Annotated in this window: 18 protein-coding genes; 7 read left to right on the top strand and 11 right to left on the bottom strand. The window is 65.4% G+C overall.

Features of this window, described 5'->3' with window-relative positions:
* The first annotated feature begins 2 nt into the window (after positions 1-2).
* From lipB to NF699_16630, 3 genes are all read left to right on the top strand, one after another.
* A complete protein-coding gene (gene lipB / locus NF699_16640; GenBank protein USU04646.1) occupies positions 3-665 on the top strand; it encodes a lipoyl(octanoyl) transferase LipB in 663 nt (220 codons plus the stop codon).
* A gap of 88 nt (positions 666-753) precedes the next feature.
* Positions 754-1,014: a hypothetical protein gene (locus NF699_16635; protein USU04645.1), complete on the top strand. Its 261-nt coding sequence runs from the start codon at positions 754-756 to the stop codon at positions 1,012-1,014.
* Positions 1,015-1,198: 184 nt separating this feature from the next.
* A complete protein-coding gene (locus NF699_16630; GenBank protein USU04644.1) occupies positions 1,199-1,930 on the top strand; it encodes a hypothetical protein in 732 nt (243 codons plus the stop codon).
* A 45-nt stretch (positions 1,931-1,975) separates the two neighbouring features.
* Here NF699_16630 and queE read toward each other — a convergent pair whose 3' ends face one another.
* The 5 genes from queE to NF699_16605 all read right to left on the bottom strand — a co-directional run bounded on the left by queE (position 1,976) and on the right by NF699_16605 (position 6,827).
* Positions 1,976-2,608, bottom strand: coding sequence for a 7-carboxy-7-deazaguanine synthase (queE, locus tag NF699_16625; protein ID USU04643.1), 633 nt, complete (start codon positions 2,606-2,608; stop codon positions 1,976-1,978).
* A gap of 4 nt (positions 2,609-2,612) precedes the next feature.
* A complete protein-coding gene (gene queC, locus NF699_16620; protein ID USU04642.1) occupies positions 2,613-3,311 on the bottom strand; it encodes a 7-cyano-7-deazaguanine synthase QueC in 699 nt (232 codons plus the stop codon).
* Positions 3,312-3,518: 207 nt separating this feature from the next.
* Entirely contained in the window at positions 3,519-4,427 is a 909-nt protein-coding gene (locus NF699_16615) for an Hsp33 family molecular chaperone HslO (protein USU04641.1), read from the bottom strand.
* A 145-nt stretch (positions 4,428-4,572) separates the two neighbouring features.
* A complete protein-coding gene (gene argF, locus NF699_16610) occupies positions 4,573-5,487 on the bottom strand; it encodes an ornithine carbamoyltransferase (protein ID USU04640.1) in 915 nt (304 codons plus the stop codon).
* A gap of 143 nt (positions 5,488-5,630) precedes the next feature.
* Positions 5,631-6,827: an aspartate aminotransferase family protein gene (locus tag NF699_16605; protein ID USU04639.1), complete on the bottom strand. Its 1,197-nt coding sequence runs from the start codon at positions 6,825-6,827 to the stop codon at positions 5,631-5,633.
* A 299-nt stretch (positions 6,828-7,126) separates the two neighbouring features.
* Here NF699_16605 and NF699_16600 point away from each other — a divergent pair, with 299 nt between their 5' ends.
* On the top strand, positions 7,127-7,393 hold the full coding sequence (locus tag NF699_16600) for a hypothetical protein (GenBank protein ID USU04638.1): 267 nt from the start codon (positions 7,127-7,129) through the stop codon (positions 7,391-7,393).
* A 75-nt stretch (positions 7,394-7,468) separates the two neighbouring features.
* Here the strand turns inward: NF699_16600 and NF699_16595 are convergent, their stop codons facing one another.
* Both NF699_16595 and parE read right to left on the bottom strand, forming a co-directional pair.
* Positions 7,469-8,740 carry a hypothetical protein gene (locus NF699_16595; protein USU04637.1) on the bottom strand — a complete coding sequence of 424 codons (1,272 nt, stop codon included), beginning with the start codon at positions 8,738-8,740 and terminating at the stop codon, positions 7,469-7,471.
* A gap of 58 nt (positions 8,741-8,798) precedes the next feature.
* Entirely contained in the window at positions 8,799-10,781 is a 1,983-nt protein-coding gene (gene parE, locus NF699_16590; protein USU04636.1) for a DNA topoisomerase IV subunit B, read from the bottom strand.
* Between the two features lie 179 nt (positions 10,782-10,960).
* Between parE and NF699_16585 the strand changes: the two genes are divergently transcribed.
* A complete protein-coding gene (locus tag NF699_16585) occupies positions 10,961-11,800 on the top strand; it encodes an outer membrane beta-barrel protein (GenBank protein ID USU04635.1) in 840 nt (279 codons plus the stop codon).
* Positions 11,801-12,084: 284 nt separating this feature from the next.
* On the opposite strand, the gene NF699_16580 is transcribed toward NF699_16585, so the two are convergent.
* Positions 12,085-12,780 (bottom strand): GcrA family cell cycle regulator, encoded by a 696-nt coding sequence (locus tag NF699_16580; GenBank protein ID USU04634.1) that lies wholly within the window; start codon positions 12,778-12,780, stop codon positions 12,085-12,087.
* 64 nt (positions 12,781-12,844) lie between these two features.
* Here NF699_16580 and NF699_16575 point away from each other — a divergent pair, with 64 nt between their 5' ends.
* Both NF699_16575 and NF699_16570 read left to right on the top strand, forming a co-directional pair.
* Positions 12,845-13,699, top strand: a complete 855-nt coding sequence (locus NF699_16575) for an ABC transporter permease (protein ID USU04633.1) — start codon at positions 12,845-12,847, stop codon at positions 13,697-13,699.
* A 20-nt stretch (positions 13,700-13,719) separates the two neighbouring features.
* A complete protein-coding gene (locus NF699_16570; GenBank protein USU04632.1) occupies positions 13,720-14,997 on the top strand; it encodes a serine hydrolase in 1,278 nt (425 codons plus the stop codon).
* A 76-nt stretch (positions 14,998-15,073) separates the two neighbouring features.
* Here the strand turns inward: NF699_16570 and NF699_16565 are convergent, their stop codons facing one another.
* The 3 genes from NF699_16565 to apaG are packed head-to-tail and all read right to left on the bottom strand — an operon-like array spanning position 15,074 to position 16,751.
* Positions 15,074-15,571: a GNAT family N-acetyltransferase gene (locus NF699_16565; protein ID USU04631.1), complete on the bottom strand. Its 498-nt coding sequence runs from the start codon at positions 15,569-15,571 to the stop codon at positions 15,074-15,076.
* A complete protein-coding gene (locus NF699_16560) occupies positions 15,568-16,356 on the bottom strand; it encodes a LysR family transcriptional regulator (GenBank protein USU04630.1) in 789 nt (262 codons plus the stop codon). Before NF699_16560 ends, NF699_16565 begins: the two co-directional genes overlap by 4 nt.
* Complete coding sequence (gene apaG, locus NF699_16555; protein ID USU04629.1) at positions 16,353-16,751, bottom strand: Co2+/Mg2+ efflux protein ApaG; 399 nt, start codon at positions 16,749-16,751, stop codon at positions 16,353-16,355. The genes NF699_16560 and apaG overlap by 4 nt, the downstream gene beginning before the upstream one ends.
* Positions 16,752-16,755: the final 4 nt, after the last annotated feature.

The raw sequence follows: 16,755 nt of genomic DNA, 5'->3' as shown, positions 1-16,755 counted from the left end.
GCATGACCGAGATCGACGGGATCGAATGGCGGGTGACGCCCGGGTTGACGCCTTATGACGAGGCGTTGGCGACGATGGAGGCGCGCGCGGCGGCGGTGTTGGCTGGCGAGGCGCGCGAACTGATCTGGTTGCTGGAACATCCGCCGGTCTACACCGGGGGCACCAGCGCCGATGCGCGCGACCTGATCGATCCGCGCTTTCCGGTGATCGCGACCGGACGCGGCGGTAAATACACCTATCATGGCCCCGGTCAGCGCATCGTCTACCTCGTCCTCGATCTCAACCGGCGCGGTCGCGACGTGCGCTGTTTCGTCCATGCGGTGGAGAATTGGGTGATTGCGGCGCTCCGCGGACTGGGCGTTACGGCATTTCAGGCCGACGGCCGCGTCGGCATCTGGACCCGCGATGGCGGCGAGGAGGCGAAGATCGGCGCGATCGGCGTTCGCGTCCGGCGCTGGATCACGCTGCATGGCCTTGCCGTCAACGTCGATCCCGATCTGAGCCATTTCAACGGGATCGTTCCCTGTGGCCTTGCGGAATACCCCGTCACCAGCCTTGCCGCGCTGGGCCAAGGCGATGATCTGGCAACTTTTGACGCCGCGCTTGCGTTGAGCGCCCCGTCGTTTCTTGGCACTCTTTCCTGCAATGCAGAAAACGAGGCTTGAGGGCGGGGCGTTATGCGATTAATGTCCACCGAGATTTGGGTATTAAAGGGCCAGCAAGCCGTCCAAATCGTTATCTAGGGAGCTTCCAATGCGTGCACTCATCTCCAAGGTCCTGACCGGCTCGCTGATCGCCGGCGCTGCACTCGCCGTGTCGGCTTGTGGCCCGAAGACCGAGACCCCCGACAACACCGTCGTCACCGACATGAACGCTACCGACGACATGGGCACCATGAGCGACAACATGACTGCCGTCGACGGCAGCATGAACGGCGGCATGATGGCCAACGACACGATGATGTCGAACGACACCATGATGTCGAACGACACCATGACCACGAACGCAATGTAATCCCTTCGGGATCATTACGTGCGTGAAACGGCCGTCCGGGCAACCGGGCGGCCTTTTCTTTTGGTTCCAACGCTTTGGCGCATTTTTCGCGTATTCCTGCCAAAGATGCTTAATCGGGGATTGGGTCTGGCCGGAAAACCATCTAGAATCGCCCGATAAAGTTTCCTCCGGGAGGATCGTTCGAATGACCCTGTTGCGTACCGCGCTGGCGCTTGGCGGCGCGGCGATCAGCCTGACGGCGGCGATGCCGGCCTCGGCACAGTTCTTCCTGCGCTCGCACGACTTTCGCGGCACGACCGTGAAGGGCCACGAAGACGGGCTCGGCCAGCCCCTGCCGGGCGCGACCGAGACGGAGTTGCGGGCGGCGATGGCCTGGAACATGCGCGCGGCGCTCAACGTCGCGGCATTGCAGTGCCAGTTCGAGCCGACCCTGCTGACGGTCAACAACTACAATGCGATCCTGAAGGACCATGAGGCGGAGCTGAAGGGTTCGTTCGACACGCTTACCAAATACTTCAATCGCGTCGCAAAGACGCCCAAGGCCGGTCAGAACGCGCTCGACCAGTTCGGCACGCGCACCTATTCGACGTTCGCGACCGTCGCGGCGCAATATGGCTTTTGCCAGACCGCGAGCGAAATCGGCCGTGATGCGACGTTCACGCCGCGTGGCAGCTTCGGCGATCTGGCGATGGACCGTATCCGTGAATTGCGGAACAGCCTGATCCCGTACGGCGAGCAGCATTTCCAGCGCTATCTCGGCCGCGATTACGCGTCGAAGCCGCGGTTCGACCCGATCTGCTGGAACAAGAAGGGCGAGTGGGTCACCAAGAAATGCGGCATCTTCGCCTGGCCGCCGGCAACCACGGCCGTTGCGGCGACCACGAGGACGACGGGCACGGAGACTGCATTACGGTAAGGGAATTGCGCGCGGGCGGACAGCACATCCGCTGCGCGCAAAGGCTCAACGCAGTCCGAGGTATTTGTGCGTCTGCAACGACAGACGCCACCACGGACGCTCCATCACCACCGCGATCGCCGCCTCGACATTGGCGACGCCCCGTGCGTCATCCATCGGCTGCAACAGGCGATGTGCGAAATCCCAGCGTTCGATCTCACCAATATCGGTGCCGACCTGCGGCCAGACCAGCTTCAACTCGTCACCCGACCGCTGCACGACGACGCTGCCGGCCTTGGGGCTGACGCACACCCAGTCGATTCCGGGATGCACGGGCAGCGTACCGTTGGTTTCGATTGCAATGCGAAAGCCGGCATCGTGTAACGCATCGACCAGAGCGTCGTCGATCTGGAGCATCGGCTCGCCACCGGTAAGGACGACGAATCGTTCGTCGTCGCCCGGTCCCCAGAAGTCTGCCACCGCCGTGGCCAACGCGCTTGCATCAATGAACTTGCCGCCACCCAGTCCATCGGTACCGACGAAATCGGTATCGCAGAACCGGCACACCGCGGTGGCACGATCCTGTTCGCGTCCGCTCCACAGGTTACAGCCGGCAAAGCGCACGAACACCGCCCGCCGCCCCGCGTTCACGCCCTCACCCTGCAGGGTGAGGAACATCTCCTTGACCGCGTAGCTCATCGGATCACGGCCGAACGGCGTAGACCGTCGGGTCGGCGATACCGGCCTCCTGGAACCCCCTCGCCCGCAAGCGGCAGCTGTCGCAGGTGCCGCAATGCAGGCTACCGGGTGCCGGATCGTAACACGACCAGCTGATCCCCATGTCGAGGCCGAGGCGCGTACCTTCGCGGACGATATCGGCCTTGGTCATATGCTGAAGCGGCGCGTGGATTTTGAACGGATGGCCCTCGACACCGGCCTTGGTGGCGATCTCCGCCAGCCCTTCGAAGGCGTGGATGAACTCCGGTCTGCAATCGGGATAGCCCGAATAATCGAGCGCATTGACGCCGATGAACAGGTCGCGCGCGCCTGCCGCCTCGGCCCAGCCCAATGCCAGACTGAGGAAGATCGTGTTGCGGGCCGGCACATAGGTGACGGGAATACCGCCGCCGTCTTCGGTGCCGACGCCATCCTTGGGTACGGCGATGTCGTCGGTCAGTGCCGAGCCACCGAATGCCGACAGATCGAGCGGCAGGACGATATGGCGTTCCGCGCCAAGCATATTGGCGACGCGCCGTGCAGCGGCGAGTTCGACCCGGTGGCGCTGGTTATAGTCGATCGACAGGGCGAGCAGGCGATAGCCCGCCTCGCGCGCACTGGCGGCGGAGATCATCGAGTCGAGCCCGCCGGAGACGAGCACGACGGCCAGGGGTGTGGTGGTCATGATCCACGCGGCGCTAGACCCATGGCCGGCAAAAGAAAAGGGCCGCGGGTAAGGCGGCCCTTTGAAGGGGAAGAGCGTACCCGCTCTTTAAGGGAGAAAAGCGTGCGACGATCGAAATCCTGCACACGCCTTATCTAAGGGGGTGCCGGTTAAAATCCGTTTAAGATCGAACGTTCCGACGGATGCGGCCAACGGAGGTCGATTGCGTCAGGCAACCGGGTCGGTTTCAGCCGCCACCGGGAACTTGGTCGCACAGAATGCGCAATCGACCTGGATGAAGCCGGTGTCGTCCGCCATCTCGCGGCGCTCTTCGATCGAGAACTTCGACAGGACACTGGCGATATACTCGCCGGTGCAGCGACAGCCGCGCGACAGCGGCGTCGACGCGAGCACGCGAACGTCCTCCTCTTCGTTGAAAAGGCGCCAGATCAGCGTCTCCAGCGGCAATGACGGATCGGCGAGTTCGTCCGCCCCGGTGGTGCGGCCAAGCGCCTCGACATGCTCCCATTCGGGATGATCGAGTCGGGTGTGTAGCCGCTCGCGGCCGACCTCCCCCTCCGGCAGATGCTGGAGGAACAAGCCGCCGGCGATAGTCCGCCCCGTAGCATCGCGGGCGATGCCGACGCGGACGAGGCTGGGGATCTGTTCCGACTGGGTGAAGTAGCTCTCCGCCGCCTCGGACAGCGTTTCGCCATCCAGCGGCACGATGCCCTGATAGCGTTCGCCGGTGGTGGCGAGATCGAAGGTGATCGCAAGATAGCCCTGGCCGAACAGCGCGAACAACGTCGGCTGTTCGGGCGCGGCGGCGAGCTTGTCAGCGTCGTAATCGATGTAACCGCGCACCTCGCCGCCGCGATAGTCGCAGACGAGCAGCTGGACGACACCATTCTCGGTGCGCGTCTGCATGGTAAGCTGACCGGTCGGGTCCTTCAGCGTCGACCCGATCAACGCGGCGAGCGTCAGCGCCTCGGCAAGCAGGGCCTCGATCGCTGGCGGATAGGCGTGTGCGGCGAGGACCCGGTCGAGCGCCGGGCCGAGCCGCACGACACGTCCGCGCGCCGAGCGGGAAGGGATCGCGAAGCCGAGCGCGCGATCGAGATCGGTGGTCTGTTGCATGGGTGGGAGATGGGATGCGGGGTGGTGGGGGTCAAGTTTGGGTCGCCCTCACCCTTCCCACCGTTAACGCGGCGGGCCCCTTCCCTCTCCCGGCGGGAGAGGGAGACGGCGGTAGCCGGCGCTGGGTAAGGATGAGTGCGAGACCTTAGATCTGCCCGAACACCCAGCGCAGCACCGCCTTCTGCGCGTGCAGCCGGTTCTCCGCCTCCGCCCAGATCAGCGACTGGGGGCCGTCGATCACAGCGTCCACGACCTCTTCGCCGCGATGCGCGGGCAGGCAGTGGAGGAAGCGCGCATCGGGCTTGGCATGCGCCATCAGCGCCTCGTCGACTTGATAGGGCATCATCGCGGCGAGCTTGGTGTCCGCATGCGCCTGCCCCATTGAAATCCACGTATCGGTGACGATGACGTCGGCACCTGCGACCGCTTCCTGCGGGCTGGAGACGACGCGGGCGCGGCCCTGCCCCAGCGCGATGTCTTGCTCGGGCGGAGCGAAACCCTGCGGACAGGCGGCGACGACGTCGAACTGCATCAGCCCAGCCGCCTCCATCAGCGAGGCTAGCACGTTGTTGCCGTCACCGAGCCACGCGACCTTGAGGCCGGGCAGCGCCTTGCCGTCCTCCAGAATGGTCTGAAGGTCCGCCATGATCTGGCAGGGATGCGAGAAATCGGTCAGGCCGTTGATGACGGGGACGCTGGCATAGCGCGCCATATCCTCGACCTTGGCGTGATCGTCTGTGCGGATCATGATCGCATCGACATAGCCCGACAGGACACGCGCGGTGTCGGCGACACTCTCGCCGCGGCCGAGTTGCATCGAGCCGGCGTCCATGACAATCGACGTGCCGCCGAGCTGGCGGATCGCCATGTCGAAGCTGACGCGGGTGCGGGTGGAGTTCTTTTCGAACACCATCGCCAACACATGGCCGGCGAGCGGCGCGTCGGCATCGGCGCGGCCTTTGGGGAGGCCCCTGCGGGCGGCCTTGCGGTCGATTGCATCGGCGAGCATCGCGGCGACGCCATCGGCGCCGGCATCCGACAGGTTCAGGAAATGGCGCATATTAAATCCTCCCTCGCGAAGCGGGGGAGGGGGACCAGCGAAGCTGGTGGAGGGGGCGTTTCCGAAAACACCGAACTCACCGCTTACCTCCCCCTCCGTCAGCCTGCGGCTGCCACCTCCCCCTCGCGGGGGAAGCATGATCTTTAGTCGTCGCTAGCCGGCACGAACACGCGGGCAGCGGCGCTCAGTTTGTCGACGCATTCCGCGACGTGCGCGTCCTCAATCACCAGCGGCGGCAGCATACGCACGACGTTCTCGCCCGCCGCGACCAGCAGCAACTGATGGTTGTCACGCGCATGCGCCACGAATTCGCGCGGCTCCACACCCGCCTTCAACTTGAGGCCGAGCATCAGCCCCTTGCCGCGGACGCCTTCGAACACATGATCATGGTTCGGGATCATCTGCTCCAACGCCCCGCGCAACCGCTCGCCCATCGCCTCGACGTTGGCGAGGAAGCCATCGGCCAGCATCACGTCGAGCACCGCCTGCCCCGCCGCCATTGCCAACGGATTGCCACCATAGGTCGATCCGTGCGTGCCGATCACCATGCCCTTGGCGGCATGTTCGGTGGCGAGACACGCGCCGAGCGGGAAGCCGCCGCCGATCCCCTTGGCCACCGACATGATGTCGGGTTCGATGCCATAATGTTCGTACGCCCACATCTTGCCGGTGCGTCCGTACCCGCATTGCACCTCGTCGAGAATCAGCAGCAGGCCGTGCTCGTCGCACGCTTTGCGCAGGCCGGTGATGAATTCCGGCGTGCCGACCGACACGCCGCCCTCGCCCTGGATGGTCTCGACCATGAACCCCGCGGTCTCGTCGTCGATCAACGCGAGCGCCGCCTCCAGATCGTTGAAGGCCGCATAGGCGAATCCGGGCAGCAGCGGCTCGAACCCGTCACGCATCTTCGGCTGGTTGGTCGCCGAGATCGCCCCCATCGTCCGCCCGTGAAAGGCGTTGTTGAAGGTGATGATCTTGTGCCGCTGCGGATTGCCCTCGGCATAATGGAAGCGGCGTGCCGTCTTGATCGCGCATTCGACCGCTTCGGCGCCTGAATTGGTAAAGAACACGGTGTCGGCGAAGCTGTTAGCGACGATCCGCTCGGCCAGCGCTTCGCCCTGCGGACTGCCGTAGAGGTTCGACACGTGCATCAGCGTCGCAGCCTGTTCGGCGATCGCCCTGACCAGATGCGGGTGGCCATGACCCAGCGCATTGACCGCGATGCCGGCCGCCATGTCGAGGTAGCGCGTGCCGTCTTCGGCAATCAGATAGCACCCCTCGCCTCGGACCGGACGCACACCGCACCGTGGATAGACGGGCATGAGCGGCGTAATGGTCACGAGAGGTCTCCTCTTCTCCAAACGAGAAAGGGCGGCCTTCGAAAGACCGCCCGTTCCTGCATACGAGCCGCACGCGTGACGGGTCAACTCCATCACACGTGATGACGCACGACCGTATCGACGAAAGCTCGCCAGTCCTTGGCGGATTTCACCAACCCACGGCGGGGGGATACGACAGCGGCGTGACAGCCGTGGCACTAACCTGCTGTTTTCATCGGGTTTTAGTGTTTGGCATGGGTAATGCAGTGCACCGGGTACGAGGCGAAAACGTCTCGCCGAATTACCGAGAAGGATAACCCATGACCCATTCGACATCGCTGCGCCGCTCCGTTGCCCTGATCGCCACTGCCGGGCTGATCGCTACGGGCGTGGCCGCACCTGCCCTCGCGCGCACCAAGGGCCCGGCGAAGATCACGCTGACCGCCAAGGCCGCTCAGGACCCCGCCGGCCGCCTCTGCATGCCCAAGACGACGCTGGGCAAGACCGCCACGCGCGAGATGCCGGAAACGATCTGCCAGACCCGCGCCGACTGGGAAACCGCAGGCGTGACCTTCGTGGTCAAGTAAGGGTTGCCGACCCTGGGTCCGCCGGCCGCCATATTCCGCATGATCGGGATATGGCGCAGGTCGACAGGCTTGCCATTATCCGCGCGGAGCGACACCGGACGCGGTTGCCGGAACGGGTCGCGTCACGGGCGGGCCCGCAGATTGCTCGGCAGTCAGGTCGAGGACGACCACCCGCGGCTTGCCGACCTGTTTGCGAATCCGGCTTCCCGTTCCACCACCCCAGCTCGCCGTATAGGTATGACGCTCGACCCGCATCTGCCCGGGTGCACCGGTTTCTACCATCAGGGGTGCGTAGCGACGCCCGGCGATCTGCTGCAACACCGGTCCGACCCAGTCCGATCGCCGGTTACCGCTTTCGCGCAGCATCTCCACATCCTCGACGCGGCCGTCGGGCCGCACGACGAACGTGACGTCGATCCATTCGTCGGCATGCCCGGCATCGGTATGCCCCGTCCCACTCGCGGCGATGACACCAGCTGCGGCGGCCGTCCGGTCATGGCTGGCGTTCCAGTCGATTGGTGGCGCGTACAGCAGGACGGGTCGATCGCTCGGCGGACCTTTGTACGATGCGACGAGCCGATCCACCGCGCCCGGATCGCCCCGCGCAATGTCCATCCTGCCCCCGAGCAGGACCGCGGCGTCGCGGAACACGGCAAGTCTGGGGTCGGTCGTGTCCGTGATCCGACGTAACGCTGCCCGCGCCCGGGTTTCATACGCCGACGGGTTGCCGGCGGCGAGAACCGTGAGCAAGGATGCGACACGAATCATCGCGCGCCCGCGAATCTCCGGCAGATCAAGCTGTTCGGCATCGCGCGCAACCGACTCGTAGGCACGGAGCGCACCGAGGCGATAGTCGTTGTAAAACATGTTGGGACCCGACGACATCGACTGCGGCCCCTCCAGCATCATGCTGTCGCCGATTTGCAGTCGTTGGGCGAGGGTGCGCTGATCCTTGGCGCCCAATCCCGCCTTCAGGGCGTCGCGCGATGCGACCATTCCCCGCCGCACGTCGTCGGTTTCTCCCATATGCGTCGCGACGCGCGCTTCGGCACGACGAAGATCGCTGACGGCTACCGGAAAGCGGGCTTCGCTGCCACGCGTGTTCGCGATCGTCGCGTTCAGCACAGCCCGGGATTGACGGTAGTCACCCGCGACGAACAGATTCTCGCCATGGATGAGCGCCGCCTTGATCTCTTCGTCAGGCGGGCAATGGCGTTTGCGGCATGCCTGCCAGTATCGTTCGCTGTCTTTAAGTGGCGTACCGATGACGACGATGTCCCGCTTTTCCGACACCATCGCGACCGAAGGGGCGGCGACAGCCTGAAGCGATAATGCCAATAGGATCATGCTCAGATCACCTCCGCGATACGGAAGCATGCCACGACTATAGCGCAGCGTCGATCCCTCAGGCGTCGATCGCCTCTTCATCCAGACGCGCTGCATTTTCCTGTATGAATGCAAAGCGATGGGCGGGGTTGTTACCCATCAGACGATCGACCAAGTCCTTTACGCCGGCGCGTTCTTCATATTCCTGCGGCAAGGTGATGCGAATCATGCCGCGGGTCTTGGGGTCCATCGTCGTTTCGCGCAGCTGGCCCGGGTTCATCTCACCGAGGCCCTTGAAGCGTGACACCTCGACCTTCTTGCCCTTGAACGCGGTGCGTTCCAGTTCGGCGCGATGCGCGTCGTCGCGGGCGTAGAGGGATTTGGCGCCGACCGTCAGGCGGTAGAGCGGCGGTTGCGCGAGGTAGAGATGCCCGCGACGCACGAGGTCGGGCATTTCCTGGAAGAAGAAGGTCATCAGCAGCGTCGCGATGTGCGCGCCGTCGACGTCGGCGTCCGTCATGATGACGACTCGTTCGTAGCGGAGCTGGCTGGCATCGCAATCCTTGCGGGTGCCGCAGCCCAGCGCCTGGATCAGGTCGGCGATCTCCTGATTGGCGACGATCTTCGCGCTGGTCGCGCTGGCGACGTTGAGTATCTTGCCGCGGATCGGCAGGATCGCCTGCGTCTTGCGGTCACGCGCCTGCTTCGCCGAGCCCCCTGCCGAGTCACCCTCGACGATGAACAGCTCGGTACCTTCGTTGCCGTCGTTGGCACAGTCCGTCAGCTTGCCCGGCAGGCGCAGTTTGCGCGCGCTGGTCGCGGTTTTGCGCTTGACCTCGCGTTCCTGCTTGCGGCGCAGGCGCTCGTCCATCCGGTCGAGAACGTAGCCGAGCAGCGCCTTGCCGCGGTCCATGTTGTGGCCGAGCCAATGGTCGAAATGATCGCGCACCGCCTTTTCCACGAGACTGGCGGCTTCGGGGCTGGTCAAACGATCCTTGGTCTGGCTCTGGAATTGCGGCTCCCGGATGAAGACGCTGAGCATCAACTCGCTGCCGACCATGACGTCGTCGGCAGTGATATCCTTCGCCTTCTTCTGGTGGACCAGTTCGCCAAATGCACGCAGGCCGCGGACCAGAGCCTGACGCAGACCCTGTTCGTGGGTGCCGCCATCGGGGGTCGGGATGGTGTTGCAATACCAGCTGTAACTGCCGTCGCTCCACAGTGGCCAGGCGACCGCCCATTCGACGCGGCCCTGTTCGTTGGGAAAATCCTGATTGCCCGCGAAGAAGTCGGCCGTCGCGCATTCGCGCCCGCCGATCTGTTCCTTGAGGTGATCGGCGAGGCCGCCGGGGAACTGGAAGACCGCTTCGGGCGGCGTGTCCGTGCCCTCGACCAGCTTGGGCGAACAGCGCCAGCGGATCTCGACCCCGGCGAACAGATACGCCTTCGACCGGGCAAGCTGGTAGAGGCGCTTCGGCTTGAAGGCGAGTTCGGGGCCGAATATCTCGGTGTCGGGGGTGAAGGCCACGGAGGTGCCGCGGCGGTTGGGTGCCGCGCCGACATGCTCCAGCGGCCCCTGCGTCAGGCCGCGGCTGAAGCGCTGACGGTAGAGCTGGCGATCGCGCGCGACCTCGACCAGCGTGTCCGACGACAGCGCATTGACCACCGACACGCCGACGCCATGCAGGCCGCCGCTGGTCGCATAGGCCTTGCCCGCGAACTTGCCGCCGGAGTGGAGCGTCGACAGGATCACCTCCAGCGCGCTCTTGTCGGGGAACTTCGGGTGCGGATCGACCGGGATGCCGCGGCCGTTGTCGACGATGGTCAGGCGGTTGCCGGGTTCCAGCGTCACCTCGATCCGGGTCGCGTGCCCCGCGACGGCTTCGTCCATCGCATTGTCGAGCACTTCGGCGGCAAGGTGGTGCAGCGCGCGCTCGTCGGTACCGCCGACGTACATGCCAGGACGGCGGCGGACGGGTTCGAGCCCCTCCAGCACCTCGATCGACGACGCGTCATAAGCATTGGCGGGCGCCGCGGGGGACGCGAACAGGTCTTGGGCCATCGATGGAACCATAAGGGAACATCCGCGAGGATGCCAGCGCCAGACCACCGCGGATGTTGCTACACCATGTCCCGGGTGATGCCTGAAAGCCACAGTTGCGGCAAATCATCAGCATAGATGCATATTAAGGCCGCCAAGGACGTTCCTCGACCGACTGCAACACCCCCTCGGGAGAGACCATGCGTAACATCCTGCTTATCGGCGCCGTCGCCGCCGCTACTTTCGCCACCGCCGCCCAGGCTCAGGACACCACCGATCGTGCGCCGTTCAGCGGCATCTACGTCGGCGCATCGGGCGGCTACGACGTTCAGCCGAACGACGTCGGTTCGTCGATCCTGTTCGATCGTGGTTCGAACGGCAGCTTCGGCGACACCGTGTCGACCGCAGCAGGCGCCAATGCGTTCTCGCCGGGCTTCTGCAACGGCCGCGCGGTCGGCGCGACGCCGCTGCCGGGCAGCTGCCGCAACGACAAGGACGGCTGGTCCTATTATGGTCGCGTCGGCTTCGATACGCAGCGTGGCAACATCGTCGTCGGTGCACTGGGTGAATTCGGCAAAACCGAAATCACCGATAGCGTCAGCGCCTTCTCGACCACGCCCGCAAACTACGTGATGACGCGCGACGTGAAGTGGGAAGCGAGCATTCGCGCCCGCGCAGGCTATGCGGCCGGTACGACGCTGTTCTACGGCACGTTCGGCCCCGGCTATGCGAACATCGATCGCAGCTTCACCTCGACCAACACCGCGAACAGCTTCGCACAGTTCGGCAAGCGCAAGCAGTTCGGTATCGTCGGTGGCGGCGGCGTCGAGCAGAAGCTCGGCGAAAACTTCTCGATCGGCATGGAATACACCTACCACCAGTATCAGGACGACGACGCCCGCGTGCGCGTGTCGCAGGGTACGGCAGCGGCGAACAACCCGTTTATTCTGCCGGCCGGCGGCGCGACGACGGACTTCCGTCGTTCCGACGACAAGTTCCGCTGGCACTCGCTGCGCGCGACGGCGGCGTTCCGCTTCTAAGGCACAGGACCGCCCGGATCAGCGAAGCTGAACTGGGCGGTGTAGGCCTAACCGGCGTCGCTTCGGTTACGATCGGCGACTCGGTATGATGATGAAAGGGGTCAGCTTCCATGAGGGGGCTGACCCCTTTTTCGTGGCGAACGGAGGCGGATGGGGTCGATCTATCCTAACCTTCCCGGCCCATATGCTTACCGGCACAGCAACAAAAAAAAGGCCGCCTCCCACGCGGGAAGCGGCCTCATCAAATAGCCGTCACAGGAAACGCCCCTGACGTCCGACGCAGCTCAGCGTACGCGCGGGCCGCCGAACGGCAGCGGCGGCGGGGGGCGCCGGTCGCGGCGGGGCAGCTGCGCCTGATAGGCGTGGCCGCAATGCGCGACGCAATAGGGGAAGCCAGGGTTCACCTTGTCTCCGCAGAAGTGGAAGTCCGGCTCGCCGGGATGACCAAGCGGCCATTTGCAGATGCGGTCGTTGAGATCGAGCAAGGTCGTCTTGCCGGCGATCTCGGCCGATGGCTTGGCGGGCACCAGCCGGCGCGGTGGGGCGGGCGTGGAGGGCGGCTGTTGTTCGCCGGGTGACTGGCGGACGAAACCGCCCGGACCGACGGACCGCAGGATCGGCTGCGGTTCGCGCACCGGCGCGGGTGCCGCAACGACCTCTTCCTCCTCATCCTCGTCGTCTTCCTCGACCTCGGCAGCCACCGGTTCGGGCACGGGAGCCGGTTCGGGGCGCGCCGGGGGCGCAGGCGGCGGCGGTGGTGGCGCGGCGACCGCAGGTTCCGGTTCGGCGGCCACTGCCACGGGCGCGGCCGGCTCGTTCGGCTTCACCGGCGACGGGCGCGATTGCAGGTCGAGGCGATGCGCCTTGCCGATCACCGCATTGCGGCTGACGCCACCCAGCGCCTCGGCGATCTGGCTGGCGGTCTGTCCCGCCTCCCACATCGTCTTGAGCGTTTCGATCCGCTCGTCGGTCCACGACATTCTTGTCTTCCTTACTCTCGCGCCGGGTTGCGGGCGGCTGCGGCTGCGGTTACCCGCTGAGCCCATGAGCAGCCAGCCCCCAATCGGCGAAATCCAATCGGCGATCCGGTCAGCCCCCGGCGTGCCGGTGATCCGGAACGTCAACTGGGGCGGCCTGAAGACCCTCTATGTGAAGGAGGTGCGCCGGTTCTTCAAGGTCCACCTCCAGACCGTATGGGCGCCGGCGATCACGACATTGCTGTTTCTGATCGTCTTCACCATCGCGACCGGCGCGAAAAGCCCGGTCCATGTCGGTGGCATCGTCGTTCCCTTCGCCGATTTCATCGCCCCTGGCCTTATCATCAGCCAGGGTATGATGGGTCCCGCCTTCGCCAATGCCAGCTTCTCGCTGCTGGTCGGCAAAATTCAGGGGACGATCGTCGATTACCTGCAACCGCCTTTATCGACGGCGGAATTGCTGGCGGCGCTGGTCGGCGGCGCAATGACGCGGGCGTTCATCGTCGGCTTCATCTGCTGGTGCGCGATGGCACTGTACCCCGGCGTCCACGTCACGCCGGTGCATCCGGTCGCGATCCTGTGGTTCGGGTTCCTCGGTGCGGCGTTCCTGTCGTTCCTGGGTGTGCTGACATCGATCTGGGCGGAGAAATTTGACCATGCCGCCGCGGTAACTAACTTCGTGATCGCGCCGCTGTCGTTGTTGTCCGGCACTTTCTACTCCGTCGACCGCCTTGCCCCCGCCTTCCGTGCATTCAGCCACGCCAACCCGTTCTTCTATATCATTTCGGGATTTCGATACGGCTTCCTCGGCACCGCCGATTCGCCGATCATGGTCGGGAGCATCGCGATCCTCGCGGTGGACATCGTGCTGGGGGTCACATGCTATCTGCTGCTGCGCAAAGGATGGAAGCTCAAAAACTAATCGCCGCGTTGGGAATGGCGATGGCGATCCTGGCTCCGGTCGCTGTCGCCGCGCAGTCGGCGCCCCCGTTGAATGCCGCCGACGCCGCCCCAGCAATCGCCGTCGACCCGGCCGTGCGATCGCGCGCCGATGCGCTGATCCCCGTGCTTGCGGGCAAGCCCGGCTATGCCACGCTGTTCGCCGATTCATTCAAGCGGGCCGTGCCGGAGGCGCGGTTCGGTCCGTTGACGCAGCAGCTTCGCACCACTCTGGGCGAGCCGCGCGGGATCGAACGGTTCGAGCCAATCGGCCGTTGGTCAGCAACCATCGTCATCGGCTACGACCGGGGGACCGCGACCGGGCGCATCACGCTGGATCCCGCCGCGCCGCATGCGATTGCCGGATTGCTCATCACCGGAACCGCCCCACGCGACGATAGTGCGGCCAGGGTGCAGGCGGAGGTCGCGGCGCTGCCGGGAACGGCGCAGATCGGCGTCTATGCACTGGATGGCTCCACCCTGGCGCCGGTGTTCGAAACCCGGGGCGATGGTCCCGGCCCGCTTGGATCGGCATTCAAATTATGGGTGCTGGCAGAGGCGGCGCGACAGGTCGCGGCGGGAACGCTGCGCTGGGATCAGGTGGTGCCGGTCGGCACACCGTCGCTGCCGTCGGGCGTGTTGCAGAGCTGGCCGGCGGGATCGCCGGTGACGGTGCAGACGCTGGCGACGCTCATGATCTCGATCAGCGACAACACCGCGACGGATACGCTGCTGACGCTGCTGGGTCGGGATCGGGTCGATGCGACGGCGGCGACATTCGGTGCAATCGGCCCGGTGCTGACCACGCGCGAGGCGTTCGTCATCAAGAGCGATCCCGCGCTGGTCGCGGACTGGAGCAAAGGCGATGCAGCGCAGCGTCGTGCGCTTCTGGCGGCGCAGGCGTCGCGGATCGCCGGGACGGCACTCGATCCGATGATGTTCTCCGCCGGGCCGCTGGCGAACGATAGCGTCGAATGGTTCGCGCGCCCTCGCGACATGGCGCGGCTGCTGGCGGCGCTGAAGGAGGCCGGGCCGATCGTGCGTGGCATCCTGTCGATCAACCACGGCGTCGATCCGGTGACGGCCGCGCGATTCGACTATGTGGGGTTCAAAGGCGGGTCGGAACCGGGCGTGATTGCATTGAACCTGCTGGCCCGGACAAAGGCCGGTCGCTGGTATGCGGTGAGCGGCAGCTGGCATCGGCCAGATGCGGCGGTGGACGAAGCGAAATTCCTGCCGCTGGTGACGCGCGCGCTGACGCTGATGACGGAGGGGAGGTAAGCTAAGAGTTCACAGCATGTGAAGAAGTATCACCCACCGCCGACTAACGCCCCCCCCCCTCGAAACGAAAGAAGACCTAGCAGGGGTTTAAAAGCCCGTAGATCAACGTGTCGCGCACGCCGATATGCGTTTCCCACTCGGCGCGCAGCCTGCCTTCGAAAAGGAAGCCAAGCCGCTCCAGCAAGCGGATCGAGCCAATATTGTCGGGATCGGTATCCGCGAATATGCGCCGCTCGCCCGCAGCGAACAGATCCGCGATCACCGCCGACACCGCCTCGTACGCGATCCCGCAGCCCCATGTTTCGCGCGCGAATAGATAGCCGATCTCGCATACCCCCTCACGTCGGCGCATCACCGATACGAAGCCGATCGCGCGATCGTCGCCGGTGCGCGTCACCGTCCAGGCACATTGTACGCCCGAGAAATATGCTTGCAGCTCGTCTACCGTCGCGAACGGCGCACGCGACCACCAGCGCATGACGTCGGCGTCCGCCATCGCCGCGAACAGGGCGTCTGCATCGTCGGGAACCCTCGGCCGCAGCGTCAGTCGCGCGGTTGTTAACGGTGCGCTCACGCGGTCAGCGCGTCGACCAGCGCCCGTACCTTTGCCTGCCGCCATTGCGGCAGCGGCGCGACCAACCAATAACCGAACCGCGACGGCTGCGGATCGCCGATCACCACGACGATGCCGGCAGCGATCGCATGCGCCGCGAGCAGTTCGGGCACCGTTGCGCGGCCAAGCCCCGCGACGGCCGCATCGATCGCCAGACCGGCATCCGCGACCCGGACCAGCGCGCCGCCCTCACCCCCCGGACAGCCGGGCCAGCCGATCACCGCGTCACCGGCATGCGGCGCGGCGATCGTCACCATGCCGTCCGATTCGAGTGCCTCACCCTCATGCTCGCCCGGCCCCTCACCCCAGCGGATCGCGAGATCGAGATTGGCTTCGGTGAAATCGATCGCATCGTCGGAGGACAGCAGTACGAAACGCAGTTCGCCGTCCCGCTGCGCAACCTCGGCCAGCCGCGGCATCAGCCATTTCTCGGTCAGGTCGCGCGGCGCGGCGATGGTCAGCGACTTGGACGACTGGCCCGCCTGCATCGCCCGCACGGCCTCTTCGAATTGCAGGAAGCCGTCGCGCAACGGGCCAAGTCCCGCCTCAGCCTCCGGCGTCAATTCCAGTCCGCGCGTGGTGCGACGGAAGAGGACGACGCCCAACGTATCCTCCAGCGCGCGGATCTGCTGCCCGACCGCCGCCGGCGTCACCGCCAACTCGTCCGCGGCACGGGTGAAGCTCAGGTGCCGCGCCGCCGCGTCGAGCACACGCAGCCCATTCAGCGGCAGGTGCGTCCGCTTCACGAATCAACCGACGGCGCGAACAGCGCGAATTTGGGGATCGCCGCGTCGAATGCCGCGCCATCCTCATCGATCAGCCGATAGCTGCCCTGCATCGCCCCGCTCGGTGTCTGCAACGGACAGCCCGACACATAGTCGAAACTCGCACCGGGTGCGATCAGCGGCTGCTCGCCAACGACGCCCTCCCCTTCGACCGAATGGCGCGCACCTCGGCCATCGGTGATGACCCAGTGACGGGTCAGCAGCTGGACGGTGCGCTCGGAATGGTTCTCGATCCGGATATGATAGGCCCAGAACCAGCGCCCGCGACGCGGTTCGGATTGTTCGGGCAGGTAGCTCACCGCCACCCGTACGGTCACCCCATCAGTGGTTTCGGCGTGCGGAAAGAACTCCTTCATGCCC

The sequence above is a fragment of the Sphingomonadaceae bacterium OTU29LAMAA1 genome (assembly GCA_024072375.1).
Taxonomy (GTDB): Bacteria; Pseudomonadota; Alphaproteobacteria; order Sphingomonadales; family Sphingomonadaceae; genus Sphingomonas.
The sequence above is the reverse complement of the archived record's forward strand: the minus strand, read 5'-3'. Positions and strand labels throughout refer to the sequence as shown.